The sequence below is a fragment of the Bradyrhizobium iriomotense genome (assembly GCF_030160715.1).
In the GTDB taxonomy this organism is placed as follows: Bacteria; Pseudomonadota; Alphaproteobacteria; order Rhizobiales; family Xanthobacteraceae; genus Bradyrhizobium; species Bradyrhizobium iriomotense.
Genome location: NZ_BSOW01000008.1, coordinates 118554 through 133570, shown reverse-complemented (window position 1 = coordinate 133570; position 15017 = coordinate 118554). Strand labels below are relative to the sequence as shown.

Here is a 15017-nt window from a genome sequence, read left to right as displayed (position 1 = left end):
AAGACTCTGGATTGCTTCGTCGCTCCGCTCCTCGCAATGATGGTGGTGGATGGCGCGGGCGCGCCTACCGCAGCTTCCCGCGCGCAGCCACCGGCAGCGTGCCGATGATTTCGTCGCCGCGCACCATCACCACCTCGTCCATCATGTTGACGACGACGCAGACATGGTTCGGCACGATGCGCACGACGTCGCCGACATTGGGACGGGTGTTGCTGCGGGAGAGATCGAGGAAACCGTGCTCCTCGGCGAAGCGCGCGATCTTGGCTTCGGGGTGCTCCAGGATCAGGCCATGGCCATCGAGCCCGCCGGTATCGGTGGTCAGCGTCTTCGAGCCGGCGTCGAGGATGCCGCGCTCGGGCGCGGCGCGGCTGACGACCGTCGAATAGATGTGCAGCGCGCAGTCGTCCCAGCTGGCGGAGCCGGCCGCGACCTGCATGCGATCGTTGTAGATATAGGTGCCGAAGCGGTGCTCGGTGCCGCCCTTGAGCTTGCCGAGATTGACGAGATTGGGCGTGCCGCCGGTCGAGACGATCGTGGCATCGAGCCCGTGAGCGCGAACGCCGGCCAGCGCTTCATCATAGAATTTTTGCGCGTCGGCCCAGCCGGTCTCGGTTGGATAGAGCATGAAGCCGGCGAATTGCAGCCCCTTGGAGGCCGCGATCTCGCGCGCCAGCGAAATCGCCTCGGCCGGCGTCTCGACGCCTGCGCGCTTGCGCCCCGTGTCGCATTCGACGACGACGGACAGCGGCCGGCCTGAGGCCGCGGCCGCCTTGGGCAGGCCGGCAATCACGACGGAGTTGTCAGCCGCGACCGTCATGTTGGCCTTGGCTTGCAGCGCACCGAGGCGCGCCATCTTTTCTTCGCCGAGCAGATTGTAGCTGATCAGGATGTTGTCGATGCCGGCATTGGCCATGATCTCGGCCTCGCCGAGCTTCTGGCACGTGATGCCTTTTGCGCCGGCCGCGACCTGCATCTTCGCGAGCGTCGGATTCTTGTGGGTCTTGATGTGCGGCCGGTTGGCAACGCCGGCGTCATCGCAGGCCTTCTGGATCCGCGCGATGTTGCGCTCGACCTTGTCCATGTCGATCACGGCGCAGGGCGTGCCATATTCGCGGGCGATCTTGGCGGCGAGGGGAGTGGTCATGGGAGTCCTTTAGTTGGCGCGTATTCCGATCGCAAAACCGGTGCCCACTTTTGCGGAATACGCGCTATGCCTGTTCAATCTCTTCACGGAGCATTTCAAGTTCAAGCCAGCGGTTTTCTGCAGCCGAAAGGTCTTCATGGGCCTTGGCTATGGCAGTGGACGTATCATCGAATTTCTTTCGGTCCTTGGCATAGAGACTGGGGTCGTCGAGCACGCGCTGCAGCTTCGCGATGTCGGCGTGCAGGCTGTCGATCTTCTTCGGCAGCGTTTCCAACGCGTGCTTCTCGTTGAAGCTCAGCCGCCGTTTTGGCGCGGATGTCGGGGCGGCAGCGCGCTCTTCCTTCTTCTCGGCGAGCGGCTGCGCCTTCACCGTCTCGCGCTTCAGGTCCGCGCCGCGCTGCGCCAGCATGTCGCTGTAGCCGCCGGCATATTCAATCCATTTGCCGTTGCCCTCGGGCGCGATCACCGAGGTCACGACGCGGTCGAGGAAGTCGCGGTCGTGGCTGATCAGGATCACCGTGCCCTCGTAATCGCCGAGCATCTCCTCGAGCACGTCGAGCGTCTCGAGATCGAGATCGTTGGTCGGCTCGTCCAGCACCAGAAGGTTGGACGGCTTTGCCAGCGCGCGCGCCAGCATCAGGCGGCCGCGCTCGCCGCCGGACAGGACTTCCAGCGGCGTGCCGCGCTGCTCCTGCGCGAACAGAAAGTCCTTCATGTAGCCGACGACGTGCTTCGGCTTGCCGCCGACCATGATTTGATCGCCGCGGCCGCCGGTGAGGGCCTCGGCGAGCGTCGATTTGGGATCGAGGCTTTCGCGGTGCTGGTCGAGCGTCGCCATTTCGAGATTGGCGCCCAGCCGCACGGTCCCGGAATCCGGCTGCGTCCCGCCGGTCAAGAGATTGACCAGCGTGGTCTTGCCTGCGCCGTTCGGTCCGATGACGCCGAGCCGGTCGCCACGCTGGATGCGGGTGGAGAAATTCTCGACGATCTTGCGCTCGCCATAGGCCTTGGTGATGCCCTTCGCCTCGATCACCAGCTTGCCGGAGGCTTCCGCTTCCGCCGCGGCGAGATTGGCGCTGCCGGCGGTGCCGCGATAGTTGCGCCGCTGCGCACGCAGCGCATGCAGATTGGCAAGCCGCTTGACGTTGCGCTTGCGCCGGCCCGAGACTCCGTGGCGCAGCCAGTGCTCCTCGTCGACGATCTTGCGGTCGAGCTTGTGCTGGTCGCGCTCTTCTTCCGCCAGCACCTCGTCGCGCCAGGCCTCGAACGAGGCAAAGCCGCGGTCGATCTGCTTGATCCTGCCGCGATCGAGCCAGGCGGTCGAGCGCGAGAGATTGGAGAGGAAGCGGCGGTCGTGGCTGATCAGCACCAGCGCGCTGCGCCGGCTGTCGAGCTCCTGCTCCAGCCATTCGATGGTGGTGAGGTCGAGATGGTTGGTGGGCTCGTCCAGCAGCAGGATATCGGGCGAGGGCGCCAGCACGCGTGCCAGTGCCGCGCGGCGCGCCTCGCCGCCGGAGAGATTGGCCGGGTTCTCATCGCCGGTGAGTCCGAGTTGCTCCAAGAGGTAACGCGCCTGATGGTGGTCGTCACCGGGCGCCATCCCCGCCTCGACATAGGCAAGCGTGCTGGCGTGGTCGCCGAAATCCGGCTCCTGCGGCAGATAGCGGATCGTCGCCCCCGGTTGAACGAAGCGCGTGCCGCCGTCCGGCTCGACGAGGCCCGCCGCGATCTTGAGGAGCGTCGATTTGCCCGAGCCGTTGCGGCCGATCAGGCAGACGCGCTCGGACGGCGCGACGTTGAGCTCGACGCTCGTGAGCAACGGTGTGCCGCCGAATGTGAGTCGGATGTCTTTCAGCTGGATCAGCGGCGGCGCCATGGTCAGCCCTTGACCGTTGCGGCCTGCTCGGCGCGGCGGCGCTGGATGCGGCGGATGGTCTGGTCCAGCGCCGACAGGAACGCGGAGCGGTCGCGCGGCGCGAACGATCTTGGACCGCCGGTGACTTCTCCAGCCGAGCGCAGATCCGTCATCAGGTTGCGTACCGCGAGCGTCATGCCGATCGATTCCTCGGTGAACGGCTTGCCGTTCGGCGCGATGACGTCGGCACCCGTCTTCACGCAGCGGCTCGCGAGCGGGATGTCGGCGGTGATTACGATATCGCCGTCACCGGCCCGCTCCGCGATCCAGTTGTCGGCAGCATCCATTCCGGCGCCCGCGGCGATACGCTCGATCAGCCGGTCCTGGGGCACGCGGATGAAATTGCCCGCGACCACGCTCACGGGCACGCCGTGCCTGACAGCGACGCGATAGATCTCGTCCTTGACCGGACAGGCGTCGGCGTCGACATAGATGCGGGGCGTGGCTGGAGGGCTCGTCATCGGCCGCGTGGTACCGCATTCGCCGCCCAAAGGCGAGGGGATTGACCGGAGTTCCTGCCGGCCTCGCTATCATGCCCCGCGAAAGCGGGCATCCGTTACGCCGCGGCCTCTCCGTATTCGTCCCTGTCTCTGGAATACTGGATCATCCGCTTTCGCGGGTGATGACAGCGGTAGGTGGAGCAGCTGACGTGCGTTCCTTACGCCGTCCCCTTCGCCTCGTGAATCGCCCGCCACACGCGCTCCGGCGTCAAGGGCATGTCGATGTGCTTGACGCCGTAGTCGGACAGCGCGTCGATCACCGCATTCACCACCGTCGACAGGCTGCCCGCACAGCCGGCTTCGCCGCAGCCCTTGGTGCCCAGCGGATTGCTCGTGGCCGGCACCGGGTGATCGCCGACGCTCATGAAAGGAACGTCCTCCGCGCGCGGTAGCGCGTAGTCCATCAGCGATCCCGTGATCGGCTGACCGCTCTCGTCGTAGCGGACATGCTCCATCAGCGCCTGGCCGATGCCCTGGACGACGCCGCCATGGAGTTGGCCGGCGACCAGCATCGGGTTGATCACTGTGCCGAAATCGTTCACGGCGCTGTAGCGCACGATCTGCACCACGCCGGTGTCCGGATCGATCTCGACCTCGGCGACATGGCAGCCGTTGGGGAAGGCTGAGGGCACCGGCTCGGTGGTGTGGTCGACGTCGAGCGAAGAGGGCACGCCCTCCGGCACCTTGGCATCGTGCAGGCGCTTGGCCAGGTCCATGATGTTGATGCTGCGGTCGGTGCCGGCGATGGTGAAGCTGCCGTCGGCGAACTCGATGTCGGCCTCGGACGCTTCCATGAGATGCGCCGCGGCGCGCTTGCCCTTCTCGATGATGAGGCGGGAGGTTTCCACGATTGCCATGCCGCTGGCGGTGATCGAGCGCGAGCCGCCGGTGCCGTTGCCGGTGTGCACGATGTCGCTGTCACCCTGCACGAGCTTTACGCTCTCGAAGGGCACACCAAGCTGCGCGCACAGCACCTGCGTGAACGGCGTCGCGTGGCCCTGGCCGTAGTCGAGCGTGCCGGTGATGAGCTGCACGGTGCCGTCGGGATCGAACACGATCTTGCCGAGCTCGGCGCCGGGAGGGGCGGTGACCTCGAGATAGGAGCCGATGGCGATGCCGCGAAGCTTGCCGCTCTTCTTGCTCTCCTTCTTGCGCTTGGAGAAGCTCTCATAGTCCGACAGCTCCAGCGCCTTGTTGAACACGGCCTGGAAGTCGCCGCTGTCATAGGTCACGCCGGAGGAGGCCGGGAATGGCATCTGGTTCGGCTTGATGAAGTTGCGCTTGCGCAGGGTCAGCCGGCTGATGCCCATCTCGTCGGCGGCGCGGTCGATGAGCCGCTCCATGTAGTAGTTCGCCTCGGGGCGGCCGGCGCCGCGATAGGCCCCCATCAAAGTGGTGTTGGTCAACACCGTCTTGATGTCGACCGCCATCAGCGGCGTGCGGTAGACGCTGGAAAAATTCTTGCCGGTGTTGAGCGAGAGCGGGCTCGGCGCGACACCGGTGATGTAGGCGCCGAGATTGCCGTAGCCGGAGAGCTTGGCCGCGAGGAAATGCCCCTCGGCATCGAGCGCGAGCTCGGCGTGGATCTTCTGGGCGCGGCCGTGGCTGTCGGAAAGGAAGCTCGTCGAGCGCTCGTCGGTCCACTTCACCGGACGGCCCAGCGTCTTCGTCGCAAACAGGATGCACATATATTCGGGGTAGTTGATGTTCTTCATGCCGAAGGAACCGCCGACATTGGCGGTGAGGATGCGCACCTTCTCGTTCGGCACCTTCAGGTTCTTGGCGAGATTGGCGCGGTTGCCCGAAACACCCTGCGTCGGCACCTGGATGGTGTAGCGTTCAGTCTTCTTGTCGTAGGAGGCGAGCCCCACGCGCGGCTCCATCGAGACCACCGCGACGCGGGTGTTCTCGATGTCGAGCCTCGTCACATGCGCGGCGCTGGCGAAGGCCGCCTCGACCTTCTCGGCATCGCCAAAGTGATAGTCGAGCGCGACGTTGTTGGGGATGTGGTCGTAGAGCTGCGGCGCGCCCGCCTGCGCGGCGTCCTCGGGATCGGTGACCGCCGGCAGCGGCTCGATATCGGCCTCAACGGCTTCCGCGGCGTCGCGCGCTTGGGCCAACGTCTCCGCCACCACGAAGGCGATGGGATCGCCGACGAAGCGGACCTTGTCGGTCGCCAGCGGCTGGCGGTTGGTCTGGAGCAGCGGCGAGCCGTCGCGGTTCTTCAGCGGCAGGCCGCAGGTGAACGGGCCGTAGCCGGCCGCATTGAGGTCCGTTCCGGTCCAAACGCCCAGCACGCCCGGCATCGCCTTGGCCGCCTCGGTGCCGATGCCGCGGATCACGCCATGGGCGTGGGTCGAGCGAACGATCACGGCATAGGCCTGGCCCGGCAGGTTGAAATCGTCGGTATAGCGGCCCATGCCGCGCACCAGCGTGTCGTCCTCCTTGCGCCGGACCGGCTGTCCGACGCCATATTTTTGCAGTGCAATAGCGTTTTCGAGCGAGGACGATTTGGTGTGTTCTTGCATGGGAAATGACCTGAAAAGCCGGCATTTGCGCGAGTTTCGCGGCGGCCTGAGAACCGGACCCCGCTGAGATAACGCACCACCCCGTTCACGACAACGCACGAATAGGCATGGTCCTATGTGATGGGTTGTTGCGCAGGCCTTAAGCGCTGCTAAAGTTTCCGGCGAAAAACCAATTCCTGATCGGCCCTGTCGGGCCGTGGAAAGACCGTTTGTATGAATGACCACACGCGGCTCCGCGACGGCCTTGTGCCGCACGGAGAGCTGGGGGCGATGGCCACGGCGGCGCTGGCCACCGAACCGCCCGTCCCTGCGCAAATGTCGGGAACCGGCGTCTATGCGGCGCTGGACCTCGGCACCAATAACTGCCGATTGCTGATCGCCTGTCCGACCAGCGACGGGTTTCGCGTGGTCGATTCCTTCTCGCGCATCATCCGGCTCGGCGAGGGTGTTTCGGCCACCGGCTGCATCAGCGAGGCCGCAATCGAGCGCGCCATCGCGGCGCTCAGCATCTGCCGCGACAAGATCGAGCTGCGCAAGGCCAAGCGGCTGCGGCTGATCGCGACCGAGGCCTGCCGCGCGGCGTCTAACGCGGAGGGCTTTCGCAGCCGCGTCGCCGCAGAGACCGGCATCGAACTCGAGGTGATCGACCGCGAGACCGAGGCCGCGCTCGCCGTGCTCGGCTGCTCGCCGCTAGTCGACCCCAGGGGGCGCGGCGCGATCCTGTTCGACATCGGCGGCGGCTCGACCGAGCTGGTGCGCATCGAGCGCGACCCGGCCGACGAGAATCCCCAGCCGCGCATCAAGGCCTGGATGTCGATTCCGCTCGGCGTGGTCACGCTCGCCGAGCATTTTGGCGGCCGCGACGTGACGCGCGAGACCTACGCGGCGATGGAAGAGGAGGTCGCGCGACACGTCGCGCCCTTTGCCGAGGAGCATGGCCGCGATCTCGCCGGAATGCATCTGCTCGGCACGTCCGGCACGGTGACGACGCTTGCGGGCATTCACCTCAATCTGGTGCGCTACGATCGACGCCGCATCGACAGTATCTGGATGGACGATGCCGACATCACGGCAACCATCAATAAGCTGCTCGGCATGAGCTACGAGCAGCGAGCCAACAACAATTGCATCAGCATCGAGCGCGCCGATCTCGTGCTCGCCGGCTGCGCCATCCTCGATGCGATCCGCCGCGCCTTTCCGCTGCCGCGCCTGCGCGTCGCCGACCGGGGCCTGCGCGAGGGCATGCTGGTCGAGATGATGCGCGAGGACGGCGCGCTCAGGAGCTGGTGAGATGGCCAAGGACACCACCGGCCGCTTGCACGTCCAGGTCAAGACCGGCGGCAAGCGCAAGCTGTCGTCAAAGCTGTGGCTGGAGCGCCAGCTCAACGATCCCTATGTGGCCAAGGCCAAGGCGCAAGGCTATCGCTCGCGCGCCGCGTTCAAGCTGCTCGAGATCGACGACAAATTCCGCCTTCTGAAGCCTGGCATGGCCGTGGTCGATCTCGGCGCCGCGCCCGGCGGCTGGAGCCAGATCGCGGCCAAGCGCGTCGGCTCCGTGGACGGCAAGGGCAAGGTCGTCGCGATCGATCTGTTGGAGATGCCGGAGATTCCCGGCGTCGACTTCGCCCAGCTCGACTTCATGGACAACGATGCGCCGGACAAGCTGACCGCGATGCTGGGCGGCGGCGCCGATATCGTGATGTCCGACATGGCCGCCAACACTACCGGCCACCGCAAGACCGACCAGCTCCGCATCGTCGGCCTGGTCGAGACCGCCGCGGCCTTTGCCTGCGACGTGCTGAAGCCCGGCGGGGCGTTCCTGGCAAAGACGTTCCAGAGCGGTGCCGACGCCGATCTGCTCGCCCAGCTCAAGCGCGATTTCGCGACGGTGCGCCACGTCAAGCCGGCGGCGAGCCGGCAGGATTCGTCGGAGCGCTACGTGCTGGCGACGGGGTTTCGAGGCGGCGCGAAGGCGTAGCCACAAACTCCGTCATTGCGAGGTGAGGGTTGCGCGACAAAATCTCCGCGGTCGTCCCGGCGAAGGCCGGGACCCATAACCACAGGGAATAGTTTGGCGGAGGGTCGCAGTTCGGTACAGCCGCCAACCGCGATCGATGGACCTCGCGGTATGGGTCCGGCCTTCGCCGGGACGACACCGAATGCGGGGCGTCGGGTTTGCCCCAATCACCCCAATCTTTGATCCCGCATGTCCTGCGTATCCTCCGTCGCTGCCTTGACGGCCGCACTCGCTGCGCTCTTGGCCGCGCCCTTGCGGCTTGCGATCTCCACCGCCTTGCGGCCGGAGATCTCGTGCCCGGCGTCGGCGGGCATCTGCCAGAAGAACCAGGCCGAGGCGGCCGAGGTCAGCCCCACCACGATGAAGGCCGGCGCGAACACGGTGGCGTCGATCTCGCTGACGTGGCGCCACCACATCGTCGACTCCACTGAGAAGGCGCCGACCGCAACGCCGGCGGAGACCGCAAGCTGCTGGTTGACGCTGACGAGCGTGGTGGCGCGGCTCATCTGCGCGGTCTCGACCTCGGCATAGGCGACGGTATTGATTGCGGTGAACTCCAGGGAACGGAAGAAGCCGCCGACCACCAGGATCACCATGATGATCAGCAGCGGCGTCGTCACCGTGAACAGCGCGCAGACCACGAGGAAGAACGCGCTGATGATCGCGTTCACCGTCATCAGGTTGCGGAAGCCGAAGGCACGGATGATGCGTGCGGCGAGCGTTTTCATGCCCATCGCGCCGAGCGAGGAGGCAAAGGTGACGAGGCCCGAATGGAACGGCGTCAGCCCGAACCCGATCTGCATCAACAGCGGCAGCAGGAACGGCAGCGCGCCGATGCCGAGCCGGAACATGAAGCCGCCGATGACGGCGGCGCGCAAGGTGGCGAGGTTCAGCAGCGAAAAATCCAGCACCGGCGATCCGGTCTTGCGCGCATGGATCACATAGAGCGTCATCGCGATCGATCCACCCACGACCAGCGCGAGTACCGTGCTCCAGGGCAAGAGGTTCAATCCGGCGACCGAGAGGCCGAAGGCGATGCCGGCGAGTCCGATGCCGGCGAGCACCATGCCGTAGAGATCGAACGGCTCCTGCGCCTCGCTCCTGATCGGATCGATGTAGCGCAGTGCCATGAAGATGCCGAGCAAACCGATCGGCAGGTTGATCAGGAAGATCCAGTGCCAGGATGCATAGGTCGTGATGAAGCCGCCGAGCGGCGGGCCGACCACGGGGCCTATCAGCGCCGGCACGGTGACCCAGGCCATGGCGTTGACCAGCGCGCTCTTGTCGATCGAGCGCAGCAGAACGAGGCGCCCCACCGGCGTCATCATCGCTCCGCCCATGCCTTGCAGGATGCGCGCGAACACGAAGTCGGTGACGGAGGTGGAGAGCGCACAGCCGACCGAGCCGACCATGAACACGCCGACCGCGATCGCGAACACCAGCCGCGCGCCGAACCGGTCGGCGGTCCAGCCGCTCGCGGGGATGAACACCGCAAGCGAGAGCAGATAGGACGTGATCGCGAGCTTGAGCGTCAGCGGGCTCGTGCCGATGTCGGCGGCGATCGCGGGCAGGGAGGTCGCGATCACCGTCGAGTCCATGTTCTCCATGAAGAGAGCGGTGGCCACGATCAGCGGGATGACGCGTTGCTTGTTGACCGACATGACGGATATTTAATGGAAATCAGAAGGAAGAGACGAGGGTTGCGGCTTAACACCGTCGCTGCCTCGAGACCATTGCGGAACCGCGCATAGCACCTAAATCCTGCGTGACGGTGCGACCCCATACTGTCCCGGTTTGCATCGCCTGCCGGAGATCCCGCGATGATCTACATCCTAGCCGCGCTTCTGCCGCCGATCGGGCTGCTCCTGAACGGGCAGCCGTTCTCGGCGATCTTCAACCTCGTCCTGTGCGTGGTTTGCGTGATTTTCGGCCTGTTTTTTCACATTTTGCTGCTGGTCCCGTCGGCGCATGCGATCATCGCGGTGCACATGAAACGGGAGGACCGGCGGCATCGGGAGGTCGTGGACGCGATCCGCCAGCACGGCCCGCCGCGGGGTTACCCGCGCTAAGGGCGCAAAAAAGCCTGTGCATGGCTGGCAATCGGGCCGAATTGCTTTGATTCGTCACCCGGCCGTGCTATCGACCAGCGTCAACCCCACCGATGGGCTCCGATTCGACGGTGCTGCCGCAAGGTACGCCGAGGGCGGCGCTCATCCATAAGCATTTGCGGCACGGCCGCAGGAAGGAGTTGGCATATGGCCACGGTGCAAGGTCTTCAAGGCATCCGCGAAGCCTTTACGTTCGACGACGTGCTGTTGAAGCCGGGCCTCTCGGACGTGCTTCCATCCGAGGTCGACATCCGCTCCCGCGTCACCCGCGCCATTCCGCTCAACATCCCGATCATGGCTTCCGCCATGGACACGGTCACCGAAGCCCGCATGGCAATCGCCATGGCTCAGGCCGGCGGCCTCGGCGTCATCCACCGCAATTTCGATCCGGAGGGGCAGGCCGCCCAGGTGCGGCAGGTCAAGCGATACGAGTCGGGCATGGTGGTGAACCCGCTCACCATCAGCCCCGATGCGACGCTGGACGACGCGCTCAAGCTCATGAGCGATCACGGCATCTCCGGCATTCCCGTCGTCACCGGCGCGGGCAAGACCACGCCGGGCAAGCTGGTCGGCATCCTCACCAATCGTGACGTGCGCTTTGCGACCGACCGCCGGCAAAAAGTCTCCGAGCTGATGACGCACGAGAATCTCGTCACGGTACGAGAGAATGTCGGCCAGGATGAAGCGAGGCGGATGCTGCACAAGCACCGCATCGAAAAGCTGCTCGTCGTCGATGACCAGTATCGCTGCGTCGGCCTTATCACCGTGAAGGACATGGAGAAGGCGGTCGCCCATCCGCTCGCCTGCAAGGACGCACAGGGCCGCCTGCGGGTCGCCGCCGCGACCACCGTCGGTGATACCGGCTTCGAGCGCACCGAGCGGCTGATCGACGCCGGCGTCGATCTCGTCGTCGTCGACACCGCGCACGGCCACTCCCGTCACGTGCTCCACGCCGTCAACCGCATCAAGCGTCTGTCCAACTCGGTGCAGGTCGTCGCCGGTAACGTTGCGACCGAAGACGGCGCGCAGGCGCTGATCGACGCGGGCGCGGACTGCATCAAGGTCGGCATCGGCCCGGGCTCGATCTGCACCACGCGCATCGTCGCGGGCGTCGGCGTGCCGCAGCTCACCGCGATCATGGATGCGGTGGAAGCGGCGAAGAAGGCCGACATTCCCGTCATCGCCGACGGCGGCATCAAGTTCTCCGGCGACCTTGCGAAGGCGCTGGCCGCCGGTGCCGACATCGCGATGGTCGGCTCACTGCTCGCCGGCACCGATGAAACTCCAGGCGAAGTCTTCCTGTGGCAGGGCCGCTCGTACAAGGCCTATCGCGGCATGGGCTCGGTCGGCGCGATGGCGCGCGGATCCGCCGACCGCTACTTCCAGCAGGACATCAAGGACACGCTCAAGCTCGTGCCTGAAGGCATCGAGGGCCAGGTGCCCTACAAGGGCCCGGTCGGCAACGTCATGCACCAGCTCGCCGGGGGCCTGCGCGCGGCGATGGGCTATGTCGGCGCACGCGACATGAACGACCTGCACGCCAAGGCGCGTTTCGTCCGCATCACCGGCGCGGGCCTGCGCGAAAGCCACGTCCACGACGTCACCATCACGCGCGAAGCCCCGAACTATCCGGGCGGGGGTTAGGCGATACGCCGGCTCTCGTGCCCCGGACGCAGCGCAGCGCTTCTTCAGCGGTGCGCTGCAGAGCCGGGGCCCAATTCGCAGTAGAGCATTGGGCATGCGTCCCGGCTCTGCGGTGCATCGCCGAGGCGCTGCACCGCGTCCGGGACACGAGATGAGCGCGTTCGACCATGCACAGCTGTCATGCCCCGCGAAGGCGGGGCATCCAGTACGCCGCGGCTTCTCGGCTCAATCACGACTGTCTCTGGCATACTGGATCGCCCGATCAAGTCGGGCGATGACAGTGAGTATGTGGTGCGCGCGTCCCCAAAACTCGTGATTGCGAGGAGCCCTTGCGACGAAGCAATCCAGTCCTTTTGAGTTGACGAAACTGGATTGCTTCGCTTCGCTCGCAATGACGAATACAACAATGAGGAAGCCACCATGTCCCAAGGCAAACGCATCGTTCTCGCCGCGCGTCCCGTTGGTGAGCCCAAGCCGTCTGATTTCCGCATCGAGGAATTCGAAGTCCCAACGCCAGGCGCAGGCGAGGTGTTGTTGCGGACGGTCTGGCTGTCGCTCGATCCCTATATGCGCGGACGCATGAGCGAAGGTCCATCCTATGCCGCGCCGGTGCCGATCGGCGGCGTGATGGAAGGCGAGGCGGTAAGCGAGGTTGCAGCGTCCAACAATCCGGACTTCGCCAAGGGCGAGATCGTGCGCATTCGTTCGGGCTGGCAGACGCACGCGATCTCGAACGGCAAAGGCCTGATCAAGGTCGATCCCAAGCTTGGGCCGATCTCGACCTCGATCGGCGTGCTCGGCATGCCCGGCATGACCGCCTATACGGGCCTCCTGGACATCGGCAAGCCGCAAGCCGGCGAGACCGTCGTCGTGGCCGGTGCCTCGGGCGCGGTGGGCTCGGCCGTCGGCCAGATCGCAAAGATCAAGGGCGCCCGAGCGGTCGGCATCGCCGGCGGCAAGGACAAGTGCGACTACGTGGTCAAGGAGCTCGGCTTCGATGCCTGCATCGATCACCGCGATCCCGATCTCGCTGCGAAGCTGAAGGACGCATGCCCGAAGGGCATCGACGTCTATTTCGAGAATGTCGGCGGCGCCGTGTTCGAAGCGGTCTTCCCGCAGCTCAATGCCTTCGCGCGCGTGCCGGTCTGCGGCCTGATCGCGCATTACAACGACACCGAGGCCAGGCCGCCGAAATGGGCAGGCAGCATGATGCGCGCGATCCTGACCAAGCGGCTGACCTTCCGCGGCTTCATCGTCAGCGACTTCGCCGCCCGCCACGGCGACTTCGTGCGCGACATGTCTGCCTGGGTCCGCGAGGGCAAGGTCAAGTACAAGGAGTTCGTCACGGAGGGCCTGGACAGCGCGCCCAGCGCCTTCATGGGCCTCCTGAAGGGCGCCAATTTCGGCAAGCAGCTCGTGCGGGTCGGGCCGGACAAGGCCTGATCGGCGATTGCCGGCCCTGCCAGGGCCGGCAATGGTTAACAAAGAGTCACCAATCGGCAACACCGGCCCGCAAAAGCCGCAGGTGTGACCCTGCGTTCATTGACGGGCCGGCGAAGGCATTGAATCATCGGACCAATTTCAGGTGCGATGATGTTAGAGATTGGTATTTTCAGCGTAATTCTGCTGGCCGCCGGCTATTGGGCGACCATGTTCGTCATGGGCCGTCGCGACGACGTTCTGCATGGCAAGTTCGTTCACAGCGATGATGAGGCCGAAAGCACGGCAGCCGCAGCGCCGGCTCTGCCGCCCTTTCCGGCCCGGCCGGTCTTCCCCAAGCGGCCCGCGCCGCGGGTGGTCGCGAGCGGCGCGCAGCCCGTGAGCAGCGACGCCCTGCAATCGCTGCTGGCCGCGCTCCAGCAGGATCTGAAGGACGTCGCGTAAGCTTCAGCGCATGATCCGGAAAAGTGTGTAGCGGTTTTCCGAAAGGATCTTGCGCAGCAAAAAAATCTAAAGCCGATGGTATCCCATCGCGCTTCAGACGCTGCCGCGCTCGACCAAAGCGAGTTCGACCGCGCGTCGGGGCTCGGCGCTCGGTGTGTCGGACAGGCGCGCCAGCAACAGCTCGCCGGCGATGCGGCCGATCGCGGCGGAATCAAAGGTAATGGTTGTGAGGCCCGGCGTGATCTGGTCCGCCACGTCATTGTCGCCGAAGCCGAGCACGGCGAGATCGCGGGGCACCGTCAGGCCGCGCGAGCGCGCCTCGATCAGCGCGCCGGTCGCCAGGAGATCGTTGGCGCAGAACACGGCGTCGATGCGCCCGCCGCGGTCGAGCAGGGCGGTAAAAGCAGCGCGGCCGTCGACGAGGCCGGTGATCTCGCCGACGCCAATCTCGTGGACAACATCGAGGCCCAGCTCCGCGGCCGCCGCACGAAACCCGTCACGGCGGAGCGCGCCGCGGCCGCTGCTGCGCCCGATGAAGGCGACGCGGCGATGTCCTGCGTCCGCCAGCCGCCGTGCCGCCATCGCGCCGGCGTCGGTGTTGGAGAGGCCGACCAGCATGTCGATGGGATCGCGCGGAAACGCCCAGGTCTCGATCACGGGTATGCCGAGCTCGGCGAGCGCCGCGCGGTTCTCGTGAAGCTCGATCACGCCGGTGAACATCACCGCTGCCGGGCGGATTCCGCGCAGCGACTGGATCATCGCGACCTCCTTGGCATAGGAGTAGGAGGTCTGCCCGACCAGCACCTCGAAGCCTTCCGGCTCGAGCGTCGCGGCGAAGCTGCGTACCGCCAGCCCGAACTGCTGGCTCAGGATGTTGGAGACGAAGGCGACCACCACGTTCGAGCGGCCCGAGCGCAGCGCGCGCGCATGCGGGTTCGACGCATATCCGGTGGCCTCGATCACCTCGAGGATGCGGTCACGCGTTTCGCGGTTGACCTTCTCGGGATGGCGCAGCACCCGCGACACCGTGATCGGCGCGACGCCGGCGCGCTCCGCCACCTCCTCGATGCGCAGCGGCCGTCCAGCCGCAGCGCCGCGGCCGGGCGGCGCCGGAATGCGCAGCACGTCATCGTAGGTTGGCTTTGCCGGAGCGGTCATCGAATCCCTGAACACGAAAAGTCGAGCCGGAGCTTGATGAGATTGGTCGAGATTGCAACCGCAACGGCGGTTTGCTCCCTCCCCCGCCTGCGGGGGAGGGGTGGGGAGAGGGTGTCTCC

The 15017-nt window shown here is 65.9% G+C and carries 12 protein-coding genes; 6 read left to right on the top strand and 6 right to left on the bottom strand.

Annotated features, from left to right (window positions below; translation table 11 throughout):
• Window positions 1-64: 64 nt before the first annotated feature.
• The 4 genes from QQL28_RS13620 to QQL28_RS13605 form a co-directional block, all read right to left on the bottom strand.
• On the bottom strand, window positions 65-1144 hold the full coding sequence (locus tag QQL28_RS13620; protein WP_284265822.1) for a D-TA family PLP-dependent enzyme: 1080 nt from the start codon (window positions 1142-1144) through the stop codon (window positions 65-67).
• Window positions 1145-1208: 64 nt separating this feature from the next.
• A complete protein-coding gene (locus QQL28_RS13615; RefSeq protein WP_284265821.1) occupies window positions 1209-3020 on the bottom strand; it encodes an ABC-F family ATP-binding cassette domain-containing protein in 1812 nt (603 codons plus the stop codon).
• A 2-nt stretch (window positions 3021-3022) separates the two neighbouring features.
• Entirely contained in the window at window positions 3023-3520 is a 498-nt protein-coding gene (locus QQL28_RS13610) for a YaiI/YqxD family protein (RefSeq protein WP_284265820.1), read from the bottom strand.
• A gap of 197 nt (window positions 3521-3717) precedes the next feature.
• Window positions 3718-6087: a xanthine dehydrogenase family protein molybdopterin-binding subunit gene (locus QQL28_RS13605; RefSeq protein ID WP_284265819.1), complete on the bottom strand. Its 2370-nt coding sequence runs from the start codon at window positions 6085-6087 to the stop codon at window positions 3718-3720.
• 213 nt (window positions 6088-6300) lie between these two features.
• On the opposite strand from QQL28_RS13605, the gene QQL28_RS13600 reads away from it, so the two are divergent.
• Together QQL28_RS13600 and QQL28_RS13595 are read left to right on the top strand one after the other, a co-directional pair.
• Window positions 6301-7377, top strand: a complete 1077-nt coding sequence (locus QQL28_RS13600) for a Ppx/GppA phosphatase family protein (protein WP_284265818.1) — start codon at window positions 6301-6303, stop codon at window positions 7375-7377.
• A 1-nt stretch (window position 7378) separates the two neighbouring features.
• Window positions 7379-8065 (top strand): RlmE family RNA methyltransferase, encoded by a 687-nt coding sequence (locus QQL28_RS13595; RefSeq protein ID WP_284265817.1) that lies wholly within the window; start codon window positions 7379-7381, stop codon window positions 8063-8065.
• 206 nt (window positions 8066-8271) lie between these two features.
• Here QQL28_RS13595 and QQL28_RS13590 read toward each other — a convergent pair whose 3' ends face one another.
• Window positions 8272-9765 (bottom strand): MFS transporter, encoded by a 1494-nt coding sequence (locus QQL28_RS13590; protein WP_284265815.1) that lies wholly within the window; start codon window positions 9763-9765, stop codon window positions 8272-8274.
• Window positions 9766-9924: 159 nt separating this feature from the next.
• On the opposite strand from QQL28_RS13590, the gene QQL28_RS13585 reads away from it, so the two are divergent.
• The 4 genes from QQL28_RS13585 to QQL28_RS13570 all read left to right on the top strand — a co-directional run bounded on the left by QQL28_RS13585 (window position 9925) and on the right by QQL28_RS13570 (window position 13740).
• Window positions 9925-10173 (top strand): hypothetical protein, encoded by a 249-nt coding sequence (locus QQL28_RS13585; RefSeq protein WP_284265813.1) that lies wholly within the window; start codon window positions 9925-9927, stop codon window positions 10171-10173.
• Between the two features lie 186 nt (window positions 10174-10359).
• The gene (guaB, locus tag QQL28_RS13580) at window positions 10360-11856 is read left to right on the top strand and encodes an IMP dehydrogenase (protein WP_284265811.1); all 1497 of its coding nucleotides are present in this window, start codon (window positions 10360-10362) and stop codon (window positions 11854-11856) included.
• Between the two features lie 420 nt (window positions 11857-12276).
• The gene (locus QQL28_RS13575) at window positions 12277-13299 is read left to right on the top strand and encodes an NADP-dependent oxidoreductase (RefSeq protein ID WP_284265809.1); all 1023 of its coding nucleotides are present in this window, start codon (window positions 12277-12279) and stop codon (window positions 13297-13299) included.
• Window positions 13300-13449: 150 nt separating this feature from the next.
• Window positions 13450-13740, top strand: coding sequence for a hypothetical protein (locus QQL28_RS13570; protein WP_284265807.1), 291 nt, complete (start codon window positions 13450-13452; stop codon window positions 13738-13740).
• 93 nt (window positions 13741-13833) lie between these two features.
• Here the strand turns inward: QQL28_RS13570 and QQL28_RS13565 are convergent, their stop codons facing one another.
• On the bottom strand, window positions 13834-14898 hold the full coding sequence (locus QQL28_RS13565) for a LacI family DNA-binding transcriptional regulator (protein ID WP_284265805.1): 1065 nt from the start codon (window positions 14896-14898) through the stop codon (window positions 13834-13836).
• Between the last annotated feature and the right edge of the window lie 119 nt (window positions 14899-15017).

Excerpts from the sequence above, each read along its gene's own strand:
- QQL28_RS13620 (WP_284265822.1), bottom strand. The coding sequence starts at position 1,144 with ATGACCACTCCCCTCGCCGCCAAGATCGCCCGCGAATATGGCACGCCC.
- QQL28_RS13615 (WP_284265821.1), bottom strand. The coding sequence starts at position 3,020 with ATGGCGCCGCCGCTGATCCAGCTGAAAGACATCCGACTCACATTCGGC.
- QQL28_RS13610 (WP_284265820.1), bottom strand. The coding sequence starts at position 3,520 with ATGACGAGCCCTCCAGCCACGCCCCGCATCTATGTCGACGCCGACGCC.
- QQL28_RS13605 (WP_284265819.1), bottom strand. The coding sequence starts at position 6,087 with ATGCAAGAACACACCAAATCGTCCTCGCTCGAAAACGCTATTGCACTG.
- QQL28_RS13600 (WP_284265818.1), top strand. The coding sequence starts at position 6,301 with ATGAATGACCACACGCGGCTCCGCGACGGCCTTGTGCCGCACGGAGAG.
- QQL28_RS13595 (WP_284265817.1), top strand. The coding sequence starts at position 7,379 with ATGGCCAAGGACACCACCGGCCGCTTGCACGTCCAGGTCAAGACCGGC.
- QQL28_RS13590 (WP_284265815.1), bottom strand. The coding sequence starts at position 9,765 with ATGTCGGTCAACAAGCAACGCGTCATCCCGCTGATCGTGGCCACCGCT.
- QQL28_RS13585 (WP_284265813.1), top strand. The coding sequence starts at position 9,925 with ATGATCTACATCCTAGCCGCGCTTCTGCCGCCGATCGGGCTGCTCCTG.
- guaB (WP_284265811.1), top strand. The coding sequence starts at position 10,360 with ATGGCCACGGTGCAAGGTCTTCAAGGCATCCGCGAAGCCTTTACGTTC.
- QQL28_RS13575 (WP_284265809.1), top strand. The coding sequence starts at position 12,277 with ATGTCCCAAGGCAAACGCATCGTTCTCGCCGCGCGTCCCGTTGGTGAG.
- QQL28_RS13570 (WP_284265807.1), top strand. The coding sequence starts at position 13,450 with ATGTTAGAGATTGGTATTTTCAGCGTAATTCTGCTGGCCGCCGGCTAT.
- QQL28_RS13565 (WP_284265805.1), bottom strand. The coding sequence starts at position 14,898 with ATGACCGCTCCGGCAAAGCCAACCTACGATGACGTGCTGCGCATTCCG.